Origin of the sequence: Variovorax sp. KBS0712, from assembly GCF_006323185.2 — a bacterium.
GTDB lineage: Bacteria > Pseudomonadota > Gammaproteobacteria > Burkholderiales > Burkholderiaceae_C > Variovorax > Variovorax boronicumulans.
Genome location: NZ_VCCD02000001.1, coordinates 3,471,954 through 3,497,084, shown reverse-complemented (window position 1 = coordinate 3,497,084; position 25,131 = coordinate 3,471,954). Strand labels below are relative to the sequence as shown.

At 67.9% G+C, this 25,131-nt stretch carries 23 protein-coding genes; 7 read left to right on the top strand and 16 right to left on the bottom strand.

All coding sequences use genetic code 11. The features are described 5' to 3' along the window. Window positions 1–5: 5 nt before the first annotated feature. The 5 genes from FFI97_RS16275 to hemA form a co-directional block, all read right to left on the bottom strand. The gene (locus FFI97_RS16275; protein WP_070063609.1) at window positions 6–1,325 is read right to left on the bottom strand and encodes a hemolysin family protein; all 1,320 of its coding nucleotides are present in this window, start codon (window positions 1,323–1,325) and stop codon (window positions 6–8) included. A 92-nt stretch (window positions 1,326–1,417) separates the two neighbouring features. After that, entirely contained in the window at window positions 1,418–1,747 is a 330-nt protein-coding gene (grxD, locus tag FFI97_RS16270) for a Grx4 family monothiol glutaredoxin (protein ID WP_062474501.1), read from the bottom strand. Between the two features lie 32 nt (window positions 1,748–1,779). Continuing rightward, window positions 1,780–2,628: a peptide chain release factor N(5)-glutamine methyltransferase gene (gene prmC / locus FFI97_RS16265; RefSeq protein WP_139700141.1), complete on the bottom strand. Its 849-nt coding sequence runs from the start codon at window positions 2,626–2,628 to the stop codon at window positions 1,780–1,782. Beyond that, the gene (prfA, locus tag FFI97_RS16260; RefSeq protein WP_062474498.1) at window positions 2,628–3,716 is read right to left on the bottom strand and encodes a peptide chain release factor 1; all 1,089 of its coding nucleotides are present in this window, start codon (window positions 3,714–3,716) and stop codon (window positions 2,628–2,630) included. Before prfA ends, prmC begins: the two co-directional genes overlap by 1 nt. Window positions 3,717–3,821: 105 nt before the next feature. Further along, window positions 3,822–5,093, bottom strand: coding sequence for a glutamyl-tRNA reductase (gene hemA, locus FFI97_RS16255; protein WP_139700143.1), 1,272 nt, complete (start codon window positions 5,091–5,093; stop codon window positions 3,822–3,824). Between the two features lie 111 nt (window positions 5,094–5,204). Between hemA and FFI97_RS16250 the strand changes: the two genes are divergently transcribed. Continuing rightward, a complete protein-coding gene (locus FFI97_RS16250) occupies window positions 5,205–5,483 on the top strand; it encodes a hypothetical protein (protein ID WP_139700144.1) in 279 nt (92 codons plus the stop codon). 10 nt (window positions 5,484–5,493) lie between these two features. Here FFI97_RS16250 and FFI97_RS16245 read toward each other — a convergent pair whose 3' ends face one another. The 4 genes from FFI97_RS16245 to FFI97_RS16230 form a co-directional block, all read right to left on the bottom strand. After that, window positions 5,494–6,012 (bottom strand): GNAT family N-acetyltransferase, encoded by a 519-nt coding sequence (locus FFI97_RS16245; RefSeq protein ID WP_139700146.1) that lies wholly within the window; start codon window positions 6,010–6,012, stop codon window positions 5,494–5,496. Continuing rightward, a complete protein-coding gene (locus FFI97_RS16240; RefSeq protein WP_062474493.1) occupies window positions 6,012–6,806 on the bottom strand; it encodes an ABC transporter ATP-binding protein in 795 nt (264 codons plus the stop codon). The genes FFI97_RS16245 and FFI97_RS16240 overlap by 1 nt, the downstream gene beginning before the upstream one ends. Beyond that, entirely contained in the window at window positions 6,806–7,702 is an 897-nt protein-coding gene (locus tag FFI97_RS16235) for an ABC transporter permease (RefSeq protein WP_062474491.1), read from the bottom strand. The genes FFI97_RS16240 and FFI97_RS16235 overlap by 1 nt, the downstream gene beginning before the upstream one ends. Window positions 7,703–7,782: 80 nt before the next feature. Then, window positions 7,783–8,760: an ABC transporter substrate-binding protein gene (locus tag FFI97_RS16230; RefSeq protein WP_174250233.1), complete on the bottom strand. Its 978-nt coding sequence runs from the start codon at window positions 8,758–8,760 to the stop codon at window positions 7,783–7,785. Between the two features lie 225 nt (window positions 8,761–8,985). On the opposite strand from FFI97_RS16230, the gene FFI97_RS16225 reads away from it, so the two are divergent. Continuing rightward, window positions 8,986–9,456 carry an Lrp/AsnC family transcriptional regulator gene (locus FFI97_RS16225; RefSeq protein ID WP_056578260.1) on the top strand — a complete coding sequence of 157 codons (471 nt, stop codon included), beginning with the start codon at window positions 8,986–8,988 and terminating at the stop codon, window positions 9,454–9,456. A gap of 22 nt (window positions 9,457–9,478) precedes the next feature. Here the strand turns inward: FFI97_RS16225 and FFI97_RS16220 are convergent, their stop codons facing one another. The 6 genes from FFI97_RS16220 to ugpB form a co-directional block, all read right to left on the bottom strand. Then, window positions 9,479–11,983, bottom strand: coding sequence for a DUF3772 domain-containing protein (locus FFI97_RS16220; RefSeq protein WP_139700148.1), 2,505 nt, complete (start codon window positions 11,981–11,983; stop codon window positions 9,479–9,481). A gap of 51 nt (window positions 11,984–12,034) precedes the next feature. Then, window positions 12,035–12,781 (bottom strand): glycerophosphodiester phosphodiesterase, encoded by a 747-nt coding sequence (gene ugpQ / locus FFI97_RS16215; protein ID WP_139700150.1) that lies wholly within the window; start codon window positions 12,779–12,781, stop codon window positions 12,035–12,037. Between the two features lie 3 nt (window positions 12,782–12,784). Next, the gene (ugpC, locus tag FFI97_RS16210) at window positions 12,785–13,792 is read right to left on the bottom strand and encodes a sn-glycerol-3-phosphate ABC transporter ATP-binding protein UgpC (RefSeq protein WP_062474484.1); all 1,008 of its coding nucleotides are present in this window, start codon (window positions 13,790–13,792) and stop codon (window positions 12,785–12,787) included. A gap of 2 nt (window positions 13,793–13,794) precedes the next feature. Continuing rightward, on the bottom strand, window positions 13,795–14,646 hold the full coding sequence (gene ugpE / locus FFI97_RS16205) for a sn-glycerol-3-phosphate ABC transporter permease UgpE (protein WP_062474482.1): 852 nt from the start codon (window positions 14,644–14,646) through the stop codon (window positions 13,795–13,797). Between the two features lie 39 nt (window positions 14,647–14,685). Then, window positions 14,686–15,567 carry a sn-glycerol-3-phosphate ABC transporter permease UgpA gene (ugpA, locus tag FFI97_RS16200; RefSeq protein ID WP_062474481.1) on the bottom strand — a complete coding sequence of 294 codons (882 nt, stop codon included), beginning with the start codon at window positions 15,565–15,567 and terminating at the stop codon, window positions 14,686–14,688. Window positions 15,568–15,665: 98 nt separating this feature from the next. Continuing rightward, window positions 15,666–16,976, bottom strand: coding sequence for a sn-glycerol-3-phosphate ABC transporter substrate-binding protein UgpB (gene ugpB, locus FFI97_RS16195; protein WP_139700152.1), 1,311 nt, complete (start codon window positions 16,974–16,976; stop codon window positions 15,666–15,668). 227 nt (window positions 16,977–17,203) lie between these two features. Between ugpB and serA the strand changes: the two genes are divergently transcribed. The 3 genes from serA to FFI97_RS16180 all read left to right on the top strand — a co-directional run bounded on the left by serA (window position 17,204) and on the right by FFI97_RS16180 (window position 22,878). Next, window positions 17,204–18,436: a phosphoglycerate dehydrogenase gene (gene serA, locus FFI97_RS16190; protein WP_070063599.1), complete on the top strand. Its 1,233-nt coding sequence runs from the start codon at window positions 17,204–17,206 to the stop codon at window positions 18,434–18,436. 129 nt (window positions 18,437–18,565) lie between these two features. Beyond that, window positions 18,566–22,444 (top strand): DUF3683 domain-containing protein, encoded by a 3,879-nt coding sequence (locus tag FFI97_RS16185; protein ID WP_139700154.1) that lies wholly within the window; start codon window positions 18,566–18,568, stop codon window positions 22,442–22,444. After that, window positions 22,441–22,878, top strand: coding sequence for an HIT family protein (locus FFI97_RS16180; protein WP_139700156.1), 438 nt, complete (start codon window positions 22,441–22,443; stop codon window positions 22,876–22,878). Before FFI97_RS16185 ends, FFI97_RS16180 begins: the two co-directional genes overlap by 4 nt. 15 nt (window positions 22,879–22,893) lie before the next feature. Here FFI97_RS16180 and FFI97_RS16175 read toward each other — a convergent pair whose 3' ends face one another. Then, complete coding sequence (locus FFI97_RS16175; protein ID WP_139700157.1) at window positions 22,894–23,655, bottom strand: hypothetical protein; 762 nt, start codon at window positions 23,653–23,655, stop codon at window positions 22,894–22,896. A gap of 136 nt (window positions 23,656–23,791) precedes the next feature. Here FFI97_RS16175 and FFI97_RS16170 point away from each other — a divergent pair, with 136 nt between their 5' ends. Together FFI97_RS16170 and ubiE are read left to right on the top strand one after the other, a co-directional pair. Then, the gene (locus FFI97_RS16170; protein WP_062477026.1) at window positions 23,792–24,205 is read left to right on the top strand and encodes a gamma-butyrobetaine hydroxylase-like domain-containing protein; all 414 of its coding nucleotides are present in this window, start codon (window positions 23,792–23,794) and stop codon (window positions 24,203–24,205) included. 171 nt (window positions 24,206–24,376) lie between these two features. Next, window positions 24,377–25,108: a bifunctional demethylmenaquinone methyltransferase/2-methoxy-6-polyprenyl-1,4-benzoquinol methylase UbiE gene (ubiE, locus tag FFI97_RS16165; RefSeq protein WP_056578284.1), complete on the top strand. Its 732-nt coding sequence runs from the start codon at window positions 24,377–24,379 to the stop codon at window positions 25,106–25,108. The last annotated feature ends 23 nt before the right edge of the window (window positions 25,109–25,131 follow it).

Below are 25,131 nucleotides of genomic sequence, written 5' to 3'. Positions count from 1 at the left end.
GTTGCTCAGTCGGCGACCACGGCCTTGGCGGTCGCCGAGCCCCTGGTCACCATCACCTGGTCGATGCGATAGCTGTCGACGTCCATCACCTCGAAGGTGTAGCCGCCCCAGGTCACGCTGTCCGTGCGCTTGGGCACGCGGCGCAGCATCACCATCAGGAAGCCGGCCAGCGTCTCGTATTCCTCGGCGTGCGGCAGCTCGTCGATGTGCAGCGCGCGCTGCACGTCCTGGATGGGCGTGATGCCGTCGATGAGCCATGAGTTCTCGTCGCGCTTCACGATCTGCTCTTCTTCGGGCGTCGAGGTCGACACCAGGTCGCCCATCACCGTGCTCATCACGTCGTTGAGCGTGATCACGCCGACCACCAGGCTGTACTCGTTGACGATGATCGCGAAGTCTTCGCGCGCCTGCTGGAACTGCTCGAGCACCTCGGTGAGCGAGAGCCGGTCGGGAATCACCAGCGCCTTGTGCAGCGTCAGGCCCTGGTCGAAGGCCAGCGGCTGGCCGCTGAGCACGCGCTGGAACATGTCCTTGGCATCCACGTAGCCCAGCACGTGGTCGATGTCGCCGTCGCACACCGGGTAGGCGGAATAGGGCTCGGCCACGATGCGCGCGCGCAGCACCGACTCGGGGTCGTCGTGCAAAAACCAGGCGATGCTCTCGCGCGCGGTCATCACGCTGCTGACGAGGCGCGTGTCGAGCTCGAACACGTTGGCGATCACCTGCTGCTCGCGCGCCGCCAGCACGCCGGCCTGCGCACCGGCCTCGGTCATGGCCAGGATGTCGGCCGAGGTGATCTTGTCGTCGCGTGCCATCGGCATGCCCAGCACCTTGAACAGCAGGTCGGTCGCGCGCGTGAAGAACCACACCAGCGGCTTGAAGGCGGTGATCAGCAGCAGCATCGGCCCGACGATGCGCACCGCGAGCCGCTCGGGTGCGCTCATGCCCAGGCGCTTGGGGAACAGGTCGGCGAACACCAGGAACACCGCGATCACGATCACGAACGAGCACAGGAAAGCGATGTTGGCCGCCACCTCCACGCTGAGCCAGTTCTCGAAGAAGCGGGCGAAATACGGGCTCAGCGAGCCTTCGCCCACCACGCCGCCGAGGATCGCCACCGCGTTCAGGCCGATCTGCACCACGGTGAAGTAGTGGCCCGGCTGCTCCTGCACGCGCAGCACCTTTTCCGCGCGCGGATCGCCCTCGTCGGCCATCTGGCGCAGACGCAGGCGGCGCGAGGCGGCCAGGCAGATTTCAGCGAGGGAGAAGAAGGCGCTCATCGCGATCAGCAGCGCGATGATGAGCAGGCTTTGGGTGAGGGTCATGGCGGCACGTCGTAGACCGCCATGGTGCCATGACTGGCACCGGGTTCGGGCGCGCGCGGGGCGCGGCGCCCGTCAAGCAGGGAGCGCAGGGCTCAGGCGGACGCGCCGCCGCCGATCACCTGCTGCAGTTCGCCCGACTCGTACATCTCCATCATGATGTCGGAGCCGCCCACGAATTCGCCCTTCACGTAGAGCTGGGGGATGGTGGGCCAGTTGCTGTATTCCTTGATGCCCTGGCGGATGCCGTCGTCTTCGAGCACGTTGACGGTCTTGAGCGTCTTGGTGTCGACGCCCACGGCCTTGAGGATCTGGATGGCGCGGCCCGAGAAACCGCACATCGGGAAGCTGGCGTTGCCCTTCATGAAGAGCACGAGTTCGTTGGACTTGACGAGGTCGTCGATGCGTTGTTGAGCGTCGGACATGGGGACTCCTGAAGAAAAGTGGGCTGGGGGGATTATTTCACCGTGCGCCAGATGCCGCCGGAGCAGCGCGCGATGCCGGCGAGGTCGTCACGGCTTTGCACCTCGGCAAAACCGCGTTCGGCCAGCAGCTGGCGCACCGCCTCGGCCTGGTCGTGGCCGTGCTCCAGCAGCAGCCAGCCGCCGTCGGCCAGGTGGGCGGGCGCGTCGCGCACGATCTGGCGGATGTCGTCCAGGCCGTCGGCGCCGGCGACCAGCGCGCGGGTCGGCTCGTGGCGCAGCGCGGGCAGGTGTAGGTCGCCGGCGGCGATGTACGGCGGGTTGCTGGCGATGACCGCGTAGCCGTCGGCGGCGCCGTCGAGCCAGCTCGATTCGGTGAAGCGCACCGGCAGGCCCAGGCGCTGCGCATTGGCCCGGGCCACCGCGAGCGCGTCGGCGCTGGCATCGACCGCGTCGACCTGCGCGTCGGGGCGCGCATGCTGCAGCGCCAGCGCGATCGCGCCGCTGCCCGTGCCGAGGTCGAGCACGCGCGGGGCGGGGCGGCCGTCGAGGCAGGCCAGGGCCCATTCGACCAGCGTTTCGGTGTCGGGGCGCGGCACCAGCACGCGGGCATCGACCTGCAACTGCAGGCCATGGAATTCCTTCTCGCCCAGCAGGTAGGCGACCGGCTCGCCCGCCGTGCGGCGCGACAGCTGGCGCGCGAACGCGGGCCAGGCCTCGCCGGGAAACGGGTCGGTGTCGTGCGCGAGCAGCCAGGCGCGGTCGTTCACGGGGCGGCCCAGCGCGTGCAGCAGCAGCAGCTGGGCGTCGAGGCGGTCGATGCCCAGGGCCATGGCCGCGGCCAGCGCCTGCGCCACGGTGGGCGGTGCGGTGGTGTCGGTCATCACGCGGGCAGGCTCGATTCGAGTTCGGCCAGCTGCTCGGCCTCGCGCGCGGCGCGCAGCGCCTCGAGCACGTCGCCCAGGTCGCCTTCCATGATGGCGAGCAGCTTGTAGAGCGTGAGGTTGATGCGGTGGTCGGTGAGCCGGCCCTGCGGGAAGTTGTAGGTGCGGATGCGGTCCGAGCGGTCGCCGCTGCCGATCAGGCCCTTGCGCATGGCGGCGTCCTTGGCGGCGCGCTCGCTGCGCTCCTTCTCCTGGATGCGCGCCGACAGCACCTGCAGCGCCTTCGCCTTGTTGCGGTGCTGGCTGCGGTCGTCCTGGCATTCGGCCACGATGCCGGTCGGGATGTGGGTGATGCGCACGGCCGAGTCGGTCTTGTTGATGTGCTGGCCACCCGCGCCGCTGGCGCGGTAGGTGTCGATGCGCAGGTCGGCCGGATTGATCTGCACCGCCACGGTCTCGTCGGGCTCGGCCAGCACGGCGACCGTGCAGGCGCTGGTGTGGATGCGGCCCTGCGTCTCGGTGGCGGGCACGCGCTGCACGCGGTGGCCGCCCGATTCGAAGCGCAGGTGGCCGAAGACGTCGTCGCCGACGATGCGGATCACCACTTCCTTGTAGCCGCCGAGCTCGCTCTCGCTTTCGCTCACCACCTCGCAGCGCCAGCCGGCGCGCTCGCAGTAGCGCGTGTACATGCGCAGCAGGTCGCCCGCGAAGAGGGCCGACTCGTCGCCGCCCGTGCCGGCGCGGATTTCCATGAAGGCGTTGCGTGCGTCGTCGGGGTCCTTGGGCAGCAGCAGGCGCTGGAGTTCGTCTTCGAGCTGCACCAGCTCGGCCTCGGCGCCGGCGATTTCTTCTTTAGCCATCTCGGCCATGTCGGGGTCGTCGAGCATCTCCTGGGCGCCCGCGATGTCGGCCTCGCGCTGCTTGAAGCGCTCGTAGCGGCCGGCGATCTGCGTGACCTCGGCATGCTCGCGCGAGATGGTGCGGTACTGCGCCATGTCGCTCATGATGTCTTCGCGCGAGAGCAGGAAGTCGAGCTCGCCCAGGCGTTGGACGTAGCGTTCGAGTTGGTGGCGCAGAAAGGATTTCACGACGGAAGGGGCTCGAAAAAGGGGGAGGGGAACGCCGCAGTGCAGCGGCAGGGCGCATGAAAAGCGCGGCCCGCGCGGCGGGCGGGCCATCGACGCGCGTCGTCGCTAACGCTCTTTGCGCAGGAACAGGCGCGACAGCGTCTGCGCCGTCTGTTCGCGCGAGGCGGCATCGCCCGCGTGCAGCTCGGCCATGGCGCCGTGCATCATCTTCTGCGTGAGGCCGCGCGACATGGCCTCGAGCACTGCATCAATCGATTCGCCCTTGGCCAGCAGCTTGCGCGCGCGGGCCATTTCGGTGGCGCGCCATTCGTCGGCCTGCGCGTTGAGCTGCTGGATCAGCGGCACGGTGCCGCGCTGGCCCAACCAGTGCATGAAGCTCTGCACGCCGGCGTCGATGATGACCTCGGCCTGCGCCACGGCGGCCTGGCGGTTGGCCTGGCCCTGCTGCACCACCTGGGCGAGGTCGTCCACGGTGTACAGGTAGATGTCCTCAAGCGCCTTCACTTCGGGCTCGATGTCGCGCGGCACGGCCAGGTCGACCATGAACATCGGGCGGTGCTTGCGAGCCTTGAGCGCGCGCTCCACGGCGCCCAGGCCGATGATCGGCAGCGTGCTCGCGGTGCAGCTGATGACGATGTCGAACTCGGCCAGCCGCGCCGGCAGGTCGGCCAGCCGCATGGCTTCGCCGCCGAAGCGCGAGGCCAGCTTTTCGCCGCGCTCCAGCGTGCGGTTGGCGATGGCGATGGCCTTGGGTTCCTTGGCCGCGAAGTGCGTGGCCGCGAGGTCGATCATTTCGCCCGCGCCGACGAACAGCACGCGGGTCTTGCGCAGGTCTTCGAACAGCTGGCCGGCCAGGCGCACGGCGGCGGCGGCCATGCTGATCGAGTGGGCGCCGATCTCGGTCGCGGTGCGCACTTCCTTGGCGACCGCGAACGAGCGCTGGAACAGCTGGTTGAGCGTGCTGCCGAGCGCGCCGGCGGTTTCAGCCGCGCGCACGGCGTCTTTCATCTGGCCGAGGATCTGGGCCTCGCCGAGCACCATGGAGTCGAGCCCGCTGGCCACGCGGAAGGCATGGCGCGCGGCTTCGTCGTCGTGCAGGGTGTAGGCGTGCGAGCGCAGCAGGGCGGGGGCCACGCCGCCGCTCTGGGCCAGCCAGCCGAAGGTGTGGTCGAGCGCGATGTGCTCGGAGGCGCAGTAGATCTCGGTGCGGTTGCAGGTCGAGATGATCGCGGCCTCGACCTGCGGGTGGCTGCTGCTGCCAAAAGAACTGCGCAGGCTGTGCAGCGTCGGGGCGATCTGGTCGAGCGCGAACGCGAAACGACCGCGCAGATCGAGCGGCGCGGTCGTGTGGTTCAAGCCGAGAGCCCAGACTGACATGTCCATGATTATAAAATCAGCAGCCGGGCGAGGTTTGCCGAGGGGCAAATGGCTTTCCCTATGACAGCCATATGCGCCGCCACATGGCCTTGCGCTCACTCACAGCCCCTCATGGACCTGCTGGATCTCTTCAACCACCTGCTTAATTTTGCGGCACCGGCGGCCTTCATCGCCTTGGTGCTGGTGGCGGTCGGGCGCTTCCTCGGCGGCCCGCGCACCGGCATTCCGCACTGGTGGAAGCAATGGGCGATCACCTTCGGGGCCGGCCTGCTGACCTCGCTGGCCGGGCTGATCCTCACGGGCCGCGACGGCTCGATGGCCACCTATGCCGCACTGGCGGTGGTCTGCGGCACCGTGCAGTGGCTCGCGATGCGCGGCTGGGGCCGCTGAGCCGGACTGCTCAGTCCAGCCGGCGGGCCATGTAGACCGAGTCCCCGGGGTAGGTCGCCAGCCGGGCCTGTTGCAGGTCGTCGGCCGGCACCGTGGCCGCATAGCCCTGGCGTTCCCAGAACCCGACCGAAGCCTGCACCGACACCAGCGTCGAATGCCGCCAGCCCGCGCGCAGCGCGTGCGCCCAGGCATGGCGCACGAGGCGCGGCCCCAGGCCCAGCCCCGAGGCCTCGGGGTGCACGGCCAGGTCGTGCAGGTACAGCGCGTCGGCGTCGGGCGCCACCTCGAAATCGCCGTGCAGCGGCGTGAGCTTGCCGCGCTGAGAGGGGTAGGCCGCCAGGTAGGCCCGCACGGCGCCGCCGTGCTCGGCCACCCAGCCGGTGTGCGGCGAGGCCGCCAGCCGCCGCGCGATGAGCACGCCGTCCTCCACGAACCCTGCGCCGTAGCAGGCGAGCTGGATCGCCAGCACCGCGTCGAGGTCGTCCGCGCGCATGTCGCGCACGAGGAGAGCGGAAGGCGTCGCGTCCATCAGGCCAGCAGCAGCTTGTCGTCGTCCAGCTTCTCGCCGCGCGTCTGCTCGAACATGCGCAGCAGGTCGGGCACGTCCAGGCCCGCGCGCTGGTCGCCGGCCACGTCGAGGATCACCTGGCCTTCGTGCAGCATCACGGTGCGCGTGCCGTAGTCCAGCGCCTGGCGCATGCTGTGCGTGACCATCATCGCGGTGAGCTGGCTGCCTTCGACGATCTTGGCGGTGAGCTCCAGCACGAAGGCGGCGGTCTTCGGATCGAGCGCGGCCGTGTGCTCGTCCAGCAGCAGGATGCGCGAGGGCCGCAGCGACGCCATCAGCAGGCTCACGGCCTGGCGCTGGCCGCCTGAGAGCAGGCCGATGCGGTCGGCCAGACGGTTTTCCAGGCCCAGCTTCAGGATCGACAGCTTCTCGCGGAACAGCTCGCGCAGATTGCGGTTGAGCGAGAAGCCGAAGCCGCGCCGCTCGCCGCGCTTCCACGCCAGCGCCATGTTTTCCTCGATGGTCAGCGCCTCGCAGGTGCCGGCCATCGGGTCCTGGAACACGCGCGCCACCATGCCCGAGCGCTGCCAGGCGTTCAGGCGCGTCACGTCCTTGCCGTCGATGTCGATGCGGCCCTTGTCGACCATCAGGTCGCCGCTGATCGCGTTGAGAAAGGTCGACTTGCCCGCGCCGTTGGAGCCGATCACGGTGACGAACTGGCCGGTCGGAATGTCCAGGCTCAGGCCGCGCAGCACGCGGTTCTCGATCGGCGTGCCCGGGTTGAAGGTGATTTCGAGTTGTTGCGCGCGCAGCATCAGTTCTTCCCCTTGAAGAGTCCGCCCAGCTTGCGCTTGTAGGCGGGCACCAGCAGCGCGAACGCCACCAGCACGGCGGTGACCAGGTTCAGGTCCTGCGCCTGCAGGCCCATGAAGTCGGTGTTCAGCGCCATCGCGATGAAGAAGCGGTACAGCAGCGCACCCAGCACGCAGGCCAGCGTGGTGATGACCATGCTGCGCGCGGGCAGCAGGGTCTCGCCGATGATCACGGCGGCCAGGCCGATCACGATCGTGCCCACGCCCATCGAGATGTCGGCCGTGCCCTGGCTCTGCGCGAACAGCGCGCCGGCCAGTGCCACCAGCGCATTGGAGAGCGCCAGGCCCGCCATGGTCTGGAAGTCGGTCGAGATGCCCTGGGCCCGCGCCATGCGCGCGTTGCCGCCGGTGGCGCGCATCGCCAGGCCTGCTTCGGAGGCAAAGAACAGGTCGACGACGATCTTCGCGGCGATCACGATGATCAGCAGCAAGAGCGGCTTGGCCCACTGCTCGGGCATGCCGCCGAAGCTGACCATGCTGAACACCGTGGGTTCGGTGATGAGCGCCACGTTGGGCTTGCCCATCACGCGCAGGTTGATGGAGTACAGCGCGATCATCACCAGGATGCTCGCGAGCAGCTGCATGATCTTCAGCTTGACGTTGAGCCAGGCCGTGAGCCAGCCCGAGGCGGCACCGGCCACGCAGGCCACGGCCGTGGCGGCGGCGGGGTTCCAGCCTGCGACGATGAGCGTCGCGGCCACGGCGGCGCCCAGCGGAAAGCTGCCGTCCACCGTGAGGTCTGGAAAGTTGATGATGCGAAACGACATGAAGACGCCCAGCGCGACCAGTCCGAAAATCAGACCGATCTCGATGGCGCCCAGCGAAGCAATGAGGGACATGGGGGCTTCCGGCGGGAGCGCAGTCGGCGGGCCCCGGCGCCCGGCCTGCGCCGGGAGCGGAAGGCCCGCCGGGGCGGCGTTTACTTGGTGCTGACGACCTTTGCCGACTTCAGCAGCGCGTCCGACAGGGTCACGCCCTGCAGCTTGGCCGCGCCGGGGTTCACCACCAGCTCGAAGTTGGTGCTGGTCTGCGAGGCGATGGTGCCGGGCTTCTCGCCCTTGAGGATGCGCACCACGATCTTGCCGGTCTGGCGGCCGATGTCGGTGTAGTTCAGGCCCAGCGCGGCCACGGCGCCGCGCTCGACGGTGGCGGTGTCGGCGGCCACCACGGGCAGCTTGGCCTGCTGGGCCACCTTCACGATGCCCTCGAAGGCCGAGACCACGTTGTTGTCGGTGGGCGTGTAGATCACGTCGGCCTTGCCGACCAGGCTCTGGGCGGCGGTGGGCACGTCGACCGTGCGCGCGGCGGCGGCTTCGACCACCGTCATGCCGGCGGCCGAGGCGGCCTTCTTGAGCGACTCGACGATGGCCACCGAGTTGGCTTCGCCGGGGCTGTAGATCACGCCGACGCGCTTGGCGTTCGGCACGACCTTCTTGATCAGGTCGATGTGCTTCTCCAGCGGCGACAGGTCGGACACGCCGGTCACGTTGGTGCCCGAGGGCTCCCAGTTCTTCACCAGCTTGGCGGCCACCGGGTCGGTGATGGCCGAGTACACGACGGGAATGGTCTTGGTGGCGGCCACGGTCGCCTGCGCCGACGGCGTGGCGATGGCGACGATCACGTCGGGCGCATCGCCCACGTACTTGCGGGCGATCTGGGCGGCGGTGCCCACGTTGCCCTGGGCGCTCTGGTAGGTGAACTTGAGGTTCTTGCCCGCTTCGTAGCCGGCGGCCTTCAGCTCTTCCTTCACGCCGTCGCGCACGGCGTCCAGTGCCGGGTGCTCGACGATGGCGGTCACGGCGACCGACTTGTCGGCGGCCAGCGCCGGTGCGGCGGCGAGCACGCCGAGGGCCAGGGCCACGGCGCTGAAGGGGGTGCGAAGCAAAGCGTTTTTCACGTAAGGGTCTCCGGGTGGGGAAAGGGGTGTGGGTGCGTTCGAAGCCGCCGGCAAGGCACCGACAAAGCACCAGGGCGCGCAATTTAGCGGCCCGGCGTGGCGCAACGCCGTCCGGGCGCGTCGAAGTCTAGATCGTACTTTGCACAATTAAGGTGCATGAATGCCTCGGGCTTTCCCCGCTTTAGGAAACATAATTGCATCATTGATGCGTATGGGGATACGAAATTGCAGATCATCGAACTCGACCGGACCGATCGGCGGATTCTGGACCACCTCCAGGCGCACGGTCGCGCGTCCAACCTGGACCTGGCCGAGGTGGCCCAGCTGTCGCCCGCGCAGTGCCTGCGGCGCCACCGGCGGCTCGAGGAACTGGGGCTGATCAGCGGCTACGCCGCGCGGCTCAACGCGCGCCACATCGGGCTGGGCGTGATCGCCTTCATCCACGTCACGATGGCGCGCGGCCACGTCGACGAGCTGCCCAAGTTCCAGGACCTGATCGCCGACATGCGCCAGATCCTGGAGTGCTACTCGGTGACCGGCGACTTCGACTACGTGCTCAAGGTGGTCGCGCGCGACCTGGAGGCGCTGTCGCAGTTCCTCATGCACACGCTGATGCACATGCCGGGCGTGTCGGCCGTGCGCTCCAGCGTGTGCCTGAACGAGATCAAGTGCACGGGGGCGCTGCCGCTCGAATAGGGCAGCGGGCGCAACAGGCGCTTCAGGTGCTGGTGGTGCCCGGCAGCGGAGACGCCGGCGTGGCGGGCGCCGGCGACGGCTCGGCGGGCAGCACCGGCGCGGGCGCCGCCATCACCAGCGTCGTGGGCGTGGCCAGCGGCAGGTCGGCCTGCTTGAGCGCATCGAGGATCGTGAACAGCAGGTCGCTGCGCACGCCGCCCGCGAGCCGGGGGCTCGGCACGTAGGCGATGGCCTGGAAGATCAGCAGCCCGTTCTCGATGCCTTCGAGCGTGAGCGAAGGCGCCGGCGTTTCCAGCACGCCCTCGTGCGCGCGGCAGGCCTCGAGGATCAGCTCGCGCACGCGCTGCGCGTCGGTGGTCAGCGGCATGGGCAGGCGGATCAGCACGCGGCCCTCGGCGTTGGCCAGCGTCATGTTGCGCACGGTCTTGGTGATGAACTCCGAGTTCGGCACGATCAGCGTCGAGCGGTCGCCCAGTTGGATTTCCGTGGCGCGCACGTTGATGCGCCGCACGTCGCCCTCGGTGGTGCCCAGCACCACCCAGTCGCCTACTTTCACCGGCTGCTCGGCCAGCAGGATCAGCCCCGAGATGAAGTTCTGCACGATGGCCTGCAGGCCGAAGCCGATGCCCACCGACAGCGCGCTCGCCACCCACGCGATGCGCTCGATGCCGATGCCCAGCGCCGACAGCGAGAACGCCACCACCAGGATGCCGCCCACGTAGCCCAGCAGCGTGGTGATCGAGCTCTGCATGCCCGGCTCGAACTGCGTGCTCGGCAGGTAGCTGCGCGAGAGCCAGCGCTTGAACACCCGCAGCACGATGAAGCCGATCACCGCCACCGCCACGGCGCTGAGGATCGCGCCCGGCACCAGCTGGAACTCGCCCACCTTCACGCCGGTGCCGAGCTTGCCGCCGCGCTGGAACACCTCGCCCGGGCCCGTGCCCAGCGGCGCGGCCAGCGCCACCAGCATGTAGAAGAACAGCGCCACGCGGCTCAGGCCCGAGAGCACCGTGGCCGCCTGGTCCAGCGTCTGCGGCGCCAGGCCGAAGCTCTTCTGCAGCCGCTGGCCGGAGGCGCTGCGCGAGGACACCACGGCCATGAACAGGTCGTCGGCGAACTTGAACAGCACATAGAAGGCCGCCGCGACGATGCCGCTCCAGGTGAGCTGCGAGGCCAGGAAGCTCGCCAGCGCCACGTAGCCGAAGGCCACCAGCACCCAGATGGTGATGACCAGCACCACGATCAGCGCCACCAGCACCCCGACCCACATCGGCCGTTCCGGCAGGCCGGCGTCGGGTGCGTCGGCGCGCAGCGCCTTCAGTCGGTACACGACGGTGCCGACCAGCGCGGTGAGCAGCAGCGCCGTCGCCACGTGCGTGGTGACCACGGCGGCAAAGCTGGCATCGATGAGCGCGTTGAGTTCGGCGGGCGTCCACGCCAGCGCGGCCACCAGCGCCACCAGCCACGGCAGTGCCGACAGGCGCTGCGCCGTGAGGTCGGGAATGGCCGGCAGGCGCCACGACGGCCGCCCGGTGGCCAGCAGCCCGCGCCCCAGGCCGATGATGAACGCCATGAAGGTCAGCGTCTGCGCCGCCGACTGCAGCGCCTTGCGCGCCTGCGCGTCCCACGTGGCGTGCGCCTTGAGCACTTCGACGACGCCGTGCGCGGCCACGGCGACCAGCAGCACGTGCGTGGCGACGATGGCGATCACCAGCAGCGAGCGGCGCAGCCGCCCGGCCGGCAGCACGCGCGTGGCCAGGTGCGCCAGCCCGCGCTCGGCGGCCCAGACGCCGAGCCATGCGAGCAGCAGCGCGCCGATGAACGAGGCGATCACCGGCGTGCGGCTTTCAGGCTGCAGCGCCTGATCGAAGCCGTCGCCGAGCGCCGCCCCGATCGCCTGCAGCCGTTCGAAATCGTCGGGCCAGGCGTCGCGCAGGTCGTCCCAGAACTCGCTGCCGAGCGGCGAGGCGGCGCGGCTGGTGAGCTCGGCCTCGAACTGCTGGCGCCGCTGCGACACCACGTCGGTGCCGCGCTGGCGCACGTCGATCGCCAGCAGCTTGGCCAGGCGGATGTCCGCATCGAGCGCATTGCGCTCCTTGGTCAGCTGCGCGCGCTGGCGCGTGATGTTGGGGTCTTCGGTGGCGCCAGCGGCGGGCGGGTTGCCGAGTTCGCCGAGCCGCGCGTTCAGGTCGGCCAGCTCGCCGGTGCGGGCGGCGACGAACTTGTCGGCTTGCACGCCGATCTCGTTGATCTGCGCGAGCTGCTTGCGTGCGTCGTCTTCGGCGCCCGGAACGACCGTGGCGTTGGCTTTGCCCGAAGGGGCGATCCGGGCGAACTGCGCGCGCAGCTCCGCGATGGTGGGGGGCGGGGCGGCGGCCGCCGCGGTGTTGGCGCTGTTGTTGGGGTTGCCGTTGCCTGCGTTCATGCTGGCGTCCGGCTGCGCGAAGGCGCCGCCGCACGTCAGCAGGGCCCACAGAGCCAGGAGGGCGGGAAGGCACAGGCCCGCCAGGCGAGAGGTCCGATTCATGGCCGCATCATAGAAGCCGCCATGACGTAAGAACGGGTAAGAAATGCAGCGTCAGCCCGCGGGGCTGAACAGGTCCACCCGGTCGGTGATGATGCCGTCGGTGCCCAGGTCGATGAGCCGCTGCGCGGCCCAGTCGTCGTTCACCGTGTAGCTCAGCGAGCGCAGGCCCGCGCCATGCACCTGCGCCACGGTGGTGGCGTCCCACAGCGCGTGGTTGCAGACGATGGCCTGGCAACCCAGGCTCGATGCCGTGTCGAGCCAACCGTTCCAGAGCGTGTCGAGCAGCAGGCCGCGCGGCAGCTCGGGCTGCACGGCCTGTGCGCCCTTCAGCGCATCGACCTTGAACGAGGTGAGCAGCGGCGGCACGGCCGCACCCTGCCACAGGCGCGCGGCTTCGCGCGCCACCACCTCGCCGGTCTCGCGTTCGGTGCCGGGCGTGGGCTTGATCTCGATGTTCAGCAAGAGGTCGTTGGCGAGGCAGAAGCGCGCCAGGTTCTCCAGCGTGGGCAGCGGCTCGCCCGCGAAGGCGCGCGAATGCCAGCCGCCGGCGTCGAGCTGCGACAGCGCGCTCCACGCCTGCTGGCCGCCGATGCCATGGCCGTTGGTGGTGCGATCGAGCGTGGCGTCGTGCATCAGGAACACCACGCCGTCGGCGCTGAGCTTGGCGTCGCACTCGAACATGCGGTAGCCGTGCGAGGCGCCGAAGCGGAAGGCCGCGAGCGTGTTCTCGGGCGCCAGCTTGCCGGCGCCGCGGTGCGCGACCCAGCGGGGGTAGGGCCAGGGGCTGCGTTCGGCCATCGCTCAGTCGGCGCGCTTGCCGGAGCCGGCGTCGAACCAATGGAGCTTGTCTTCGCGCGCGGCGATCTTCACCGTGTCGCCGGCCACCGGCGGGTGGTCGCCTTCGTCGGTGCGCATGATGATCTGTTCTTCGCCGATGCGGCCATACACCAGGCGCTCGGCGCCCAGCAGTTCGACCTGCTCGACCTGCACCGTCCAGCCGCTTTCGTCGAGCTTCATGTGCTCGGGGCGGATGCCCAGGATCTGGCCCGGGCGCACGCCCGGTGCGTGCTTGAGCAGGTTCATCGGCGGCGAGCCGATGAAGCTCGCCACGAAGGTGGTGGCGGGCCTGGAGTACACCTCTTCGGGCGTCGCGAACTGGTCCATCACGCCTCCGTTCATCACGATGATGCGCTGCGCCAGCGTCATGGCCTCGACCTGGTCGTGCGTGACGAACAGCGAGGTGATGCCGAGCTCGCGGTGCAGCTTCTGGATCTCGAGGCGGGTCTGGGCGCGCAGCTTGGCGTCCAGGTTCGACAGCGGTTCGTCGAACAGGAACACCTGCGGCTGGCGCACGATGGCGCGGCCCATGGCCACGCGCTGGCGCTGGCCGCCCGAGAGTTCGCGCGGCTTGCGTTCGAGCAGGTGGCCCAGCTCGAGGATCTTGGCCGCCTTGTCGACGCGCACCTTGATCTCGGCCGTCGGCACCTTGGCGATCTTCAGGCCGTAGGCCATGTTCGCGAACACGCTCATGTGCGGGTACAGCGCGTAGTTCTGGAACACCATGGCGATGTCGCGCTCGGAGGGTTCGAGCTGGTTCACGACCTTGCCGCCGATGCAGATTTCGCCGGCGGAGATTTCCTCCAGGCCCGCGACCATGCGCAGCAGCGTCGACTTGCCGCAGCCCGAAGGGCCGACGATGACGATGAATTCATGGTCGGCGATCTCGGCGCTCACGCCGTGGATGACCTGGTTGGCTTTCGGCCCGTGACCGTAGCGCTTGATGACGTTGCGTAGAGAGAGAGCAGCCATAGTTATTTTTCAGTGTCCACGAGGCCCTTGACGAACCACTTTTGCATCAGGATCACCACCAGCGCGGGCGGCAGCATCGCCAGGATGGCGGTGGCCATCACGACGTTCCATTCGTTCTGTCCGTCGCCGCCGGCAATCATCCGCTTGATGCCGACCACCACGGGGTACATGTCTTCGCTCGTGGTCGCCAGCAGCGGCCACAGGTACTGGTTCCAGCCGTAGATGAACTGGATCACGAACAGCGCCGCGATCGAGGTCTTGGACAGCGGCAGCAGCACGTCGAAGAAAAAGCGCATGGGGCTGGCGCCGTCCATGCGCGACGCTTCGGTGAGCTCGTCGGGCACCGTGAGGAAGAACTGGCGGAACAGGAAAGTCGCCGTGGCCGACGCGATCAGCGGCACCGTCAGGCCCGCGTAGGTGTTCAGCATGTTCAGGTCGGACAGCACCTTGTAGGTGGGCAGGATGCGCACCTCCACCGGCAGCATCAGCGTCACGAAGATGGCCCAGAAGCAGATCTTCTTGAACGGGAAGCGGAAGTACACGATGGCGAAGGCCGACAGCAGCGAGATGGTGATCTTGCCGATGGCGATGACCATGGCCGTCACGAAGCTCACCCACATCATGTGCGCCACCGGGGCGTTGGAGCCCGCGCTGCTCTCGCGCCCGAACAGCGCGCCCTTGTAGCTGTCGACGATGTTCGAGCCGGGGGTCAGGGGCATCGGCGCCTGCACGATCTCCTGGGCCGTGTGCGTGGAGGCCACGAACGCCAGGTAGAGCGGGAAGGCGACGATGAACACGCCCAGGATCATGATGACGTGGGCCAGGATGCCCTGCGTGCCGCGTTTCTCAACCATGCTGTGCTCCGCCGGATTCGATTTGTTCTTGTTGCTTCATCAGTACTGCACTTTCTTCTCGACGTAGCGGAACTGGATGACGGTCAGCGCCACCACGATCACCATCAGCACCACCGACTGCGCGGCCGAGCCGCCGAGGTCGAGGCCCTTGAAACCGTCGTGGTAGACCTTGTAGACCAGGATGGTCGTGTCCTTGCCCGGACCGCCCTGCGTGGCCGCATCGACGATCGCGAAGGTGTCGAAGAAGGCGTACACCACGTTGATCACCAAGAGGAAGAAGGTGGTGGGCGACAGCAGCGGGAACTGCACGGTCCAGAAGCGGCGCCACGGGCGCGCGCCATCGATGGCCGCGGCCTCGATCAGCGACTTCGGGATCGACTGCAGGCCGGCCAGGAAGAACAGGAAGTTGTAGGAGATCTGCTTCCACACCGAGGCCATCACGATCAGCGTCATGGCGTGGCCCGAGTCGAGCAGGTGGTTCCAGTTGATGCCGATCTTGCCCAGGGCATAGGCCACCACGCCCAGCGAGGGCGAGAACATGAAGACCCACAGCACGGCCGCCACGGCGGGCGCCACGGCGTACGGCAGGATCAGCATGGTCTTGTAGAACATGCCGCCGCGCACGATGCGGTCGGCGAACACGGCCAGCATCAACGACAGGCTGATGCCGATGCCGGCCACCAGCACCGAGAACAGCGCGGTGGTCTTGAACGACTCGGCGTAGGCCGGGTCGTCGAACAGGTGGCGGAAGTTGTCGAACCCGACGAACTCGACCGACGTGCCGAACGCGTCCTGCTGCTGCAGCGACTGCAACAGCGCCTGGCCGGCCGGCCAGAAGAAAAACACGAGGATCACCGCCATCTGCGGTGTCAGCAGCAGCCAGGGCAACCAGCCCGAGCGAAAGAAAACGCGTTTTTCCATGAAGCCCCTACATAAAAAATCCCGCCCGGCGCACCCTGGAAGAAGGGCGTGCGGGGGCGGGCGATATTAGCCGGACACGGAGCCCGGATCTTCAATCGTTAGCTTTTGTTCGCCTTTTGGAAGCGTTCGAGCTGTTCGTTGCCGCGGGTCACGATCGAATCGAGGGCTTCCTTGGCGGTCTTCTTGCCGCCCCAGACCTGTTCGAGCTCTTCGTCCTCGATGGCGCGGATCTGCACGTAGTTGCCCAGGCGGATGCCGCGGCTCTTGTCGGTGACCTTGCGGATCATCTGCGTCACGGCCACGTCGGTGCCGGGGTTCTGCTTGTAGAAGCCCGACTCTTCGGTGAGCTTGTACGAGGCGGTGGTCACCGGCAGGTAGCCGGTGCGCTTGTGGCTGGCGGACTGCACTTCAGGCGTCGAGATGAAGCTGAAGAACTTGGCCACGCCCTTGTACTCGGCCGGCTTCTTGCCCGACATGACCCACAGGCTGGCGCCACCGATCACGGTGTTCTGCGGTGCGCCCGGCACGTCCGGGTAGTAGGGCAGGGGTGCCAGGCCGTAGGCGAACTTGGCGTTCTTGGCCACGTTGCCGTAGAAGCCCGACGACGTGTTGATCATGGCGCACTCGCCCGACACGAACGAGGCTTCAGGCACGTTGCCGCGGCCCTTGTAGATGAACAGGCCCTGCTTGGACATGCTGGCCAGGTTCTCGATGTGGCGCTGGTGCAGGGGCGAATTCACCTTCAGGCGCGCGTCCAGGCCCTGCAGGCCGTTGGCCTTGCTGGCGAACTCCACGTTGTGCCAGGCCGAGAAGCTCTCGACCTGCGTCCAGTTCTGCCAGGCCGTGGTGAACGGGCACTTGTGGCCGCTGGCCTTGAGCTTGGCGGCGGCGGCGACCACTTCGGGCCAGGTGGCGGGTGCCTTGTCGGTGGGCAGGCCGGCCGCCTTGAAGGCGTCCTTGTTGAAATAGAAGATCGTGGTCGAGCTGTTGAACGGGAAGCTCAGCATCTGGCCGTTGGGGGCGGTGTAGTAACCGGCCACGGCGGGGATGTAGGCGGACGGGTCGAACTTCTCGCCCGCGTCCTTCATGACCTGGCCGACCGGAATGACGGCGCCCTTGCTGGCCATCATGGTGGCGGTGCCCACTTCGAACACCTGCAGGATGTGCGGTGCGTTGCCCGAGCGGAAGGCCGCGATGGAGGCCGTCATCGATTCGTCGTACGTGCCCTTGAAGGTCGGCACGATCTTGTATTCCTTCTGGCTCTCGTTGAACTGCTTGGCCAGGTCGTTGACCCACTCGTTGTTGACGGCGGTCATGGAATGCCACCACTGGATCTCGGTCTGGGCCTGGGCTGCATTGAACAGCGTGGCGGCCAGCGCCGATGCCAACGCGAGCGTCTTGAATCGCATGAAGACTCCTGAAGGGAAAAAATGGAAAGCGCGAATGCTAGGGCATGTGCGTGACACAGCCGCGTCACATTGGGGCACGGACCGAAGGGTTCCTCCAATCGGGGAAACCCCTTTGGCGTCAAGCCCGGCGCGGGTTGCGGGCCTCATGCTGCGCTGCACCATGCTAGCATCGCCCTCCCTTTTTTGGCCTAGCTTGTCGCCATGGCCGGGGCTTCCTTGAGTACGCCATGAGCAGCAAAACCTCCCTCGACAAAAGCAGGATCAAGTTCCTTTTGCTCGAAGGCATCCACCCCTCGGCCGTGGAGGTGCTGCGCGCCGCCGGCTACACCAACATCGAGTCGCTGCCGGGTGCGCTGCCCGACGCCGAACTCAAGGCCAAGATCGCCGACGTGCACTTCGTGGGCATCCGCTCGCGCACCCAGCTGACGGCCGAGGTGTTCGCCGCCGCGCACAAGCTGGTGGCCGCCGGGTGCTTCTGCATCGGCACCAACCAGGTTGACCTCGAAGCCGCCCGCGAGCACGGCGTGGCTGTGTTCAACGCGCCGTATTCCAACACCCGCTCGGTGGCCGAGCTGGTGCTGGCCGAAGCCATCCTGCTGCTGCGCGGCGTGCCCGAGAAAAGCGCCGTGGCGCATCGCGGCGGCTGGCTCAAGTCGGCCGAGAACGCCTTCGAGATCCGCGGCAAGACGCTGGGCATCGTGGGCTACGGCTCCATCGGCGCGCAGCTGTCGGTGCTGGCCGAGGCGCTGGGCATGCACGTGGCTTTCTACGACGTGGTCACCAAGCTGCCGCTGGGCAACGCCCGCCAGGTGCGCGAGCTGCACCAGCTGCTGGGCCAGAGCGACATCGTGACCCTGCACGTGCCCGAGACCCAGGCCACGCAATGGATGATCGGCGCGGCCGAGATCGCCGCCATGAAGCCGGGCGCCATCCTGCTGAACGCCTCGCGCGGCACCGTGGTCGAGATCGAGCCGCTGGCCGAGGCCCTCAAGAGCAAGAAGCTGCTGGGCGCCGCCATCGACGTGTTCCCGGTCGAGCCGCGCACCAACAAGGACGAGTTCCAGTCGCCGCTGCGCGGGCTGGACAACGTGATCCTCACGCCGCACATCGGCGGCTCGACCATGGAGGCGCAGGCCAACATCGGGCTCGAGGTGGCCGAGAAGCTGGTCAAATACAGCGACAACGGCACCTCGACCTCGTCGGTCAACTTCCCCGAGGTGGCGCTGCCGGCGCACCCGGGCAAGCACCGCCTGCTGCACATCCACCGCAACGTGCCGGGCGTGCTGTCCGAGATCAACAAGATCTTCTCGGACAACAACATCAACATCTCGTCCCAGTTCCTGCAGACCAACGAGAAGATCGGCTATGTCGTGATGGACATCGACGCCGCCTCGTCCGACCTGGCGCTGGAAAAGCTGGCGAAGGTGGGCGGGACGATCCGCAGCCGCGTGCTGTTCTGAGCCCGCCGGGGCCCGTGCGGGCTCCGCGATAGGGAATAGCGGCCGGGCACGGCAAAGCCCCCGGGGCCTGCCCTAAAATCGACCCCCCGGCTACATGGGCGCGCAGCGCCTGGCCAAGGGCCCCACCCGATGAATGCTCCGACCGCGTTGAATACGCTGTTGTCACAGGCCGCAGAGCCTGTACGACTGCGCGAGATCCCCTACAACTACACCAGCTTCTCCGACCGGGAGATCGTGATTCGCCTCCTGGGCGAGCGCGGCTGGGACCTGCTGCAGACCCTGCGCGCCGAGCGCCGCACCGGCCGATCGGCGCGCATGCTCTACGAGGTGCTGGGCGACATCTGGGTGGTGCAGCGCAACCCCTACCTCGTCGACGACCTGCTGGACAACCCGCGCCGCCGCGGCCAGCTGGTCGACGCCCTGCGCCACCGCCTGGGCGAGGTGCAGAAGCGCCGCACCCCCGACAGCGACCTGCCGCGCGACCAGCTGGTGGGCGAGCTCACCGGCCTCGTCAGCCAGGCCGTCGCCGCCTTCGACGACACCTTCCGCGACGTCGCCGCCCTGCGCCGCAAGGCCACGCGCGTGCTGCGCCGGCTCACGGCCAAGGACAACATCAAGTTCGACGGCCTCTCTCGCGTGTCGCACGTGACCGACGCCACCGACTGGCGCGTCGAGTACCCCTTCGTCGTGCTGTGCCCCGACACCGAGGCCGAGATGGCGCTGCTGGTCAAGGGCTGCATCGAGCTGGGCCTGACCATCATTCCGCGCGGGGGCGGCACCGGCTACACCGGCGGCGCGATCCCGCTGACCTGGAAGAGCGTGGTCATCAATACCGAGAAGCTCGAGGCCATGACCGAGGTCGAGCACGTGGCGATGCCCGGCCTCGACCACCCCGTGCCCACCATCTGGACCGAGGCCGGCGTGGTCACGCAGCGCGTGGCCGACGCGGCCGAGCGCGCGGGCTTCGTGTTCGCGGTCGACCCGACCTCCGCCGAGGCCTCGTGCGTCGGCGGCAACGTCGCCATGAACGCCGGCGGCAAGAAGGCCGTGCTCTGGGGCACGGCCCTGGACAACCTCGCCTCGTGGCGCATGGTCACGCCGCAGGCCGAATGGCTCGAAGTGACCCGCATCGGCCACAACCTGGGCAAGATCCACGACGCCGAGAGCGCCCTGTTCGAGCTGCAGTACTTCGCCGCCGACGGCAAGACCAAGCTGCGCACCGAGCGCCTCGACATTCCGGGCAAGACCTTCCGCAAGGAAGGCCTGGGCAAGGACGTGACCGACAAGTTCCTTTCGGGCCTGCCGGGCATCCAGAAAGAGGGCTGCGACGGCCTCATCACGAGCTGCCGCTGGGTGGTGCACAAGATGCCGGCGCACACGCGCACCGTGTGCCTCGAGTTCTTCGGCAACGCCAAGGACGCGGTGCCCAGCATCGTCGAGATCAAGGACTTCATGTTCGCCGAGCAGAAGCGCTCGGGCGTGCTGCTGGCCGGCCTGGAGCACCTGGACGATCGCTACCTCAAGGCGGTCGGCTACGCGACGAAGTCGAAGAAGCACGGCGGCCTGCCGAAGATGGTGCTGTTCGGCGACATCGCGGGCGACGACGCCGACGCGGTGGCGCGCGTCACCTCCGAAGTGGTGCGCATCGCCAACTCGCGCAGCGGCGAAGGCTTCATTGCCATCAGCCCCGAGGCGCGCAAGAAATTCTGGCTCGACCGCAAGCGCACGGCCGCCATCAGCAAGCACACCAACGCCTTCAAGATCAACGAAGACGTGGTGATCCCGCTGCCGCGCATGGCCGAGTACAGCGACGGCATCGAGCGCATCAACATCGAGCTGTCGCTGCAGAACAAGCTGGCGCTCACCGACGCGCTCGAAGCCTTCCTCACGCGCGGCAACCTGCCGCTGGGCAAGACCGACGACGCGCACGAGATTCCCGCGGCCGAGCTGCTGGAAGACCGCGTGGCGCAGGCTGTTGCGCTGGTGCACGAGGTGCGCGCGCTGTGGGCCGGCTGGCTGCAGAACGTCGACACGCTGTTCCCGCAACTGCAGGACCACACGCTGCGCGCCAGCTGGAAGACCCAGCTGCGCCAGCCGCTGCAGGAGATTTTCTCGGGCGCCGAGTTCGGGCCGATCCTGGCCGAGTGCACGGCCATCCACAAGCAGGTGCTCAAGGGCCGCGTGTGGGTCGCGCTGCACATGCACGCGGGCGACGGCAACGTGCACACCAACCTGCCCGTGAACAGCGACAACTACGAGATGCTGCAGACCGCGCACGCCGCGGTGGTGCGCATCATGGCGCTGGCACGCAGCCTGGACGGCGTGATCTCGGGCGAGCACGGCATCGGCATCACGAAGCTCGAATTCCTGAGCGACGAAGAGCTGCGCCCCTTCACCGAATACAAGGCCCGGGTCGACCCCGAAGGCCGCTTCAACAAGGGCAAGCTGCTGCGGGCGCCCGCGGGGCAGGCGCAGACGCTGCACGCCGACCTGACCAACGCCTACACGCCGAGCTTCGGCCTCATGGGGCATGAGTCGCTGATCATGCAGCAGAGCGACATCGGCGCCATCGCCGACAGCGTCAAGGACTGCCTGCGCTGCGGCAAGTGCAAGCCGGTGTGCGCCACCCATGTGCCGCGCGCCAACCTGCTCTACAGCCCGCGCAACAAGATCCTCGCGACCTCGCTGCTGGTCGAGGCCTTCCTCTACGAGGAGCAGACCCGGCGCGGCATCAGCATCAAGCACTGGGAAGAGTTCGAGGACGTGGCCGACCACTGCACCGTGTGCCACAAGTGCCTCACGCCGTGCCCGGTGAAGATCGACTTCGGCGACGTGTCGATGAACATGCGCAACCTGTTGCGCAAGATGGGCCAGAAGAGCTTCCGCCCCGGCAACGCGGCCGCGATGTTCTTCCTGAACGCGACCAACCCGCAGACCATCAAGGCGGTGCGCGCCGGCATGGTGGGCATCGGCTTCAAGGCGCAGCGCATGGCCAACGACCTGCTGCGCGGCCTTGCGAAGAAGCAGACCGGTGCACCGCCGGCCACGCTGGGGCCTGCACCCATCAAGGAGCAGGTGATCCACTTCATCAACAAGAAGATGCCGGGCAACCTGCCGAAGAAGACGGCGCGCGCGCTGCTCGACATTGAGGATGCGGACTACGTGCCGATCATCCGCAACCCGAAGACGACGACCTCGGAAACCGAGGCGGTCTTCTACTTCCCGGGCTGCGGATCGGAGCGGCTGTTCTCGCAGGTGGGCCTGGCCACGCAGGCGATGCTCTGGCATGCGGGCGTGCAGACAGTGCTGCCGCCGGGGTACCTGTGCTGCGGCTATCCGCAGCGCGGCAGCGGCCAGTTCGACAAGGCCGAGAAGATGATCACGGACAACCGCGTGCTCTTCCACCGCGTCGCCAACACGCTCAACTACCTCGACATCAAGACGGTGGTGGTGAGCTGCGGCACCTGCTACGACCAGCTGCAGGGCTACCAGTTCGACAAGATCTTCCCGGGCTGCCGGATCATCGACATCCACGAGTACCTGCTCGAAAAGGGCATCACGCTGGCCGATGCGGGCGGTGGCGGCTACCTGTACCACGACCCCTGCCATTCGCCGATGAAGCAGCAGGACCCGATGAAGACCGTGAAGGCGCTGGTCGGCGACAACGTGCTCAAGAACGACCGCTGCTGCGGCGAGTCGGGCACGCTGGGCGTGTCGCGGCCCGACATCTCGACGCAGATCCGCTTCCGCAAGGAAGAAGAGCTGAAGAAGGGCGAGGCCGCGCTGCGCGAGAGCGGCAATGTCGGCGCGACCGACAACGTGAAGATCCTCACCAGCTGCCCGAGCTGCCTGCAAGGCCTCTCGCGCTACGGCAACGACCTGAACAACGGCCTGCTCGAAGCCGACTACATCGTGGTCGAGATGGCCAACAAGCTGCTCGGCGACGACTGGATGCCCAACTACGTGGCCGCTGCCAACCAGGGCGGCATCGAGCGGGTGCTCGTATGACGGCGGTGGCCGGTTGCCCGCTGTGCGACGCGCCCGGCGGGCGCATCGTGTTCGAAGGCGCGAAGCTGCGCGTCATCCACGCGCAGGAAGAAGGCTTTCCGGCCTTCTATCGCGTGGTGTGGCGCGACCATGCGGCGGAGCTCTCCGACCTCGATGCGGCCGACCGCGTGCTGTGCATGGAGGCCGTGGTGCGCGTGGAGCAGTGCCTGCGCGACGCGCTGGCGCCCACCAAGCTCAACATCGCCGCGCTCGGCAACATGGTGGCGCACCTGCACTGGCACGTGATCGCGCGCTTCGACTGGGACAGCCATTTCCCCGGTTCGGTCTGGGCTGTCGTTCAACGGACCGCGCCAGCCGAGCGGCTGGCCGCCGTGCAGGCGCTGCTGCCGCAGGCGGAGGCCGACATGGTCCGACGGCTCGCGTCGCTGGCCTGAGGCCTTCGCTTCTTCTTAGTTGGCCGCGGCGGTGCGCGTCGCGCTGCCTGCCTTGCGGTCCGCGCAGGCCTGTTTGAATTCCGGCGTGGCGCGCGTTTCCTTCGAGAAGCGCTTCGAGGCCACGCTGCCGTCCCTGCACACGCGATCGAGCTCGGCCTGCGCGCTCTTGTTGCCCGCATGCGCGGCGTGGGCCAGCAGGCGCACCGCGTGGAAGGGCAGTGCGCCCGAGCTGCCGGGTGACGCGGTTGCTGCAGCGGTCGTCGGCTGCGGTGTTGCTGCAGCCTTGACCGGCTCCGCAGGCAGTGTGCGCGCGGTGCCCGCAGAGGTCGGCATGCGCTCGACGGCGGTGAAGTCGCCGCTCTTGCCAGCGCGCTCGACCATCTGCCGGTAGCTGTCCATCATGAACGACGTGTCCTTGGGCGTGAGCTCCTTCGCCGGCTTGGCAAGGTAGGCCGCGACCTCGGGTGGCAGCGCGGCGTTCACGGTGCTCAGTTCATGCGCGCCGCCGAAGCCGCGCGAGCCGGCCTGGGCGGCATGTGCCGCATCGTCGCCCAGCGCCATCGCGCCCTTGGCGGCCACGCCGGTTGCACCTTCGGCTGCCACCGCGCCGGCGCCGACCGCCGCGCCCTTGCCCGCGACGCCGGCCGCCTTGCCGGCGGTCGCAGCCTTGCCTGCCGCTTTGCCGATCAGGCCCCAGAAGGCATGGGCCGGTGGGGCGAGGGCGGTGCCCGCGAGCGCGGCGCAGAGGACGAGGGCGGCCCGGTTTGGACGCGACAAGAGGAGGAGAGGGCGTGTGCGTGACGGCATGCAGCGATGCTAAGCGCAGGCGGCCGACACGCTGGCGCGCAGCGCGCGGCATACTGCGCGAGTCCCACCCCTTTTCTCTTTTTCTCTTCTTCCGAACGGATTCCCCATGGCAGGTTTGCAAGCCGGCGCGCCGACACCCCAATCGATCACCGTGCACGGGCAGTCGCGCGTGCTCGAGGTCGGCTTCTCGGATGGCGCCACCTTCCGTATCCCCTTCGAGCTGATGCGCATCTATTCGCCGTCGGCCGAGGTGCAGGGCCACGGCCCGGGGCAGGAGGTGCTGCAGACCGGCAAGCGCGACGTCGACCTGGTCGGGCTCGAGCCGGTGGGCAACTACGCGGTGCAGCCGGCCTTCAGCGATGGCCACAACTCCGGCATCTACACCTGGAGCCTGCTCTATGACCTGGGCGCGCGGCAGGCCGAGCTGTGGGCCGATTACGAGCGGCGCCTGGCCGCGGCGGGCGTGGACCGCGACGCCCCGATGGCCGACAAGGGCGGCCACGCCTGCAGCAGCCACTGAGCGTTGAGGAACCGAGGGTAAACATACCCTGTTGCTATTGAAAAGATAGCCTTACACACAGCAAAGACGCGCGTTGCGGCGGCCCTCCGTTGGAGGAAAAAGCAACAAATGTCCGCCGTGCCCGCGGGGTCGTCGCCTTGAAGGAATGCCTTCCGGCCTAACATCCAGCGCATGAGTACAACCCACTTCGGCTTCGAGAAAGTCGACGAAAGCGAGAAGGCGCAACGCGTTCGCGGCGTCTTCGACTCGGTGGCCTCGCGCTACGACATCATGAACGACCTGATGTCGGCCGGACTGCACCGGGCCTGGAAGGCCTACACCGTGATGGTCGCGAACGTGGGCGAAGGCTCGCGCGTGCTCGACATCGCGGGCGGCACCGGCGACCTCGCGCTCGCCTTCTCGAAGAAGGTCGGCGCCACGGGCCAGGTGGTCCACACCGACATCAACGAAGCCATGCTGCGCACCGGCCGCAACCGCCTGCTCGACGCCGGCGTGGTGCTGCCCACCACGGTCTGCGACGCCGAGAAGCTGCCCTTTCCCGACGACCACTTCGATGTGGTCACTGTGGCCTTCGGCCTGCGCAACATGACGCACAAGGATGTTGCCCTCAAGGAAATGAACCGCGTGCTCAAGCCGCGCGGCAAGCTGCTGGTGCTCGAGTTCTCGAAGGTCGCCAAGCCGCTCACGAAGGCCTACGACTGGTATTCGTTCAACGTGCTGCCGCGCCTGGGCAAGCTCGTGGCCGGCGACGATGCGAGCTACCGCTACCTGGCCGAATCGATCCGGATGCATCCCTCGCAAGAGGAGCTCAAGACCCTCATGAAAGAGGGCGGTTTCGGACATGTGGACTATCACAACATGACGGGGGGAATTGCTGCCCTCCATGTTGGAATCAAGTGTTGATCACGATGACGACGCGAATTTTT

Excerpts from the sequence above, each read along its gene's own strand:
- FFI97_RS16275 (WP_070063609.1), bottom strand. The coding sequence starts at position 1,325 with ATGACCCTCACCCAAAGCCTGCTCATCATCGCGCTGCTGATCGCGATG.
- grxD (WP_062474501.1), bottom strand. The coding sequence starts at position 1,747 with ATGTCCGACGCTCAACAACGCATCGACGACCTCGTCAAGTCCAACGAA.
- prmC (WP_139700141.1), bottom strand. The coding sequence starts at position 2,628 with ATGACCGACACCACCGCACCGCCCACCGTGGCGCAGGCGCTGGCCGCG.
- hemA (WP_139700143.1), bottom strand. The coding sequence starts at position 5,093 with ATGTCAGTCTGGGCTCTCGGCTTGAACCACACGACCGCGCCGCTCGAT.
- FFI97_RS16250 (WP_139700144.1), top strand. The coding sequence starts at position 5,205 with ATGGACCTGCTGGATCTCTTCAACCACCTGCTTAATTTTGCGGCACCG.
- FFI97_RS16245 (WP_139700146.1), bottom strand. The coding sequence starts at position 6,012 with ATGGACGCGACGCCTTCCGCTCTCCTCGTGCGCGACATGCGCGCGGAC.
- FFI97_RS16240 (WP_062474493.1), bottom strand. The coding sequence starts at position 6,806 with ATGCTGCGCGCGCAACAACTCGAAATCACCTTCAACCCGGGCACGCCG.
- FFI97_RS16235 (WP_062474491.1), bottom strand. The coding sequence starts at position 7,702 with ATGTCCCTCATTGCTTCGCTGGGCGCCATCGAGATCGGTCTGATTTTC.
- FFI97_RS16220 (WP_139700148.1), bottom strand. The coding sequence starts at position 11,983 with ATGAATCGGACCTCTCGCCTGGCGGGCCTGTGCCTTCCCGCCCTCCTG.
- ugpQ (WP_139700150.1), bottom strand. The coding sequence starts at position 12,781 with ATGGCCGAACGCAGCCCCTGGCCCTACCCCCGCTGGGTCGCGCACCGC.
- ugpC (WP_062474484.1), bottom strand. The coding sequence starts at position 13,792 with ATGGCTGCTCTCTCTCTACGCAACGTCATCAAGCGCTACGGTCACGGG.
- ugpE (WP_062474482.1), bottom strand. The coding sequence starts at position 14,646 with ATGGTTGAGAAACGCGGCACGCAGGGCATCCTGGCCCACGTCATCATG.
- ugpA (WP_062474481.1), bottom strand. The coding sequence starts at position 15,567 with ATGGAAAAACGCGTTTTCTTTCGCTCGGGCTGGTTGCCCTGGCTGCTG.
- ugpB (WP_139700152.1), bottom strand. The coding sequence starts at position 16,976 with ATGCGATTCAAGACGCTCGCGTTGGCATCGGCGCTGGCCGCCACGCTG.
- serA (WP_070063599.1), top strand. The coding sequence starts at position 17,204 with ATGAGCAGCAAAACCTCCCTCGACAAAAGCAGGATCAAGTTCCTTTTG.
- FFI97_RS16185 (WP_139700154.1), top strand. The coding sequence starts at position 18,566 with ATGAATGCTCCGACCGCGTTGAATACGCTGTTGTCACAGGCCGCAGAG.
- FFI97_RS16180 (WP_139700156.1), top strand. The coding sequence starts at position 22,441 with ATGACGGCGGTGGCCGGTTGCCCGCTGTGCGACGCGCCCGGCGGGCGC.
- FFI97_RS16170 (WP_062477026.1), top strand. The coding sequence starts at position 23,792 with ATGGCAGGTTTGCAAGCCGGCGCGCCGACACCCCAATCGATCACCGTG.
- ubiE (WP_056578284.1), top strand. The coding sequence starts at position 24,377 with ATGAGTACAACCCACTTCGGCTTCGAGAAAGTCGACGAAAGCGAGAAG.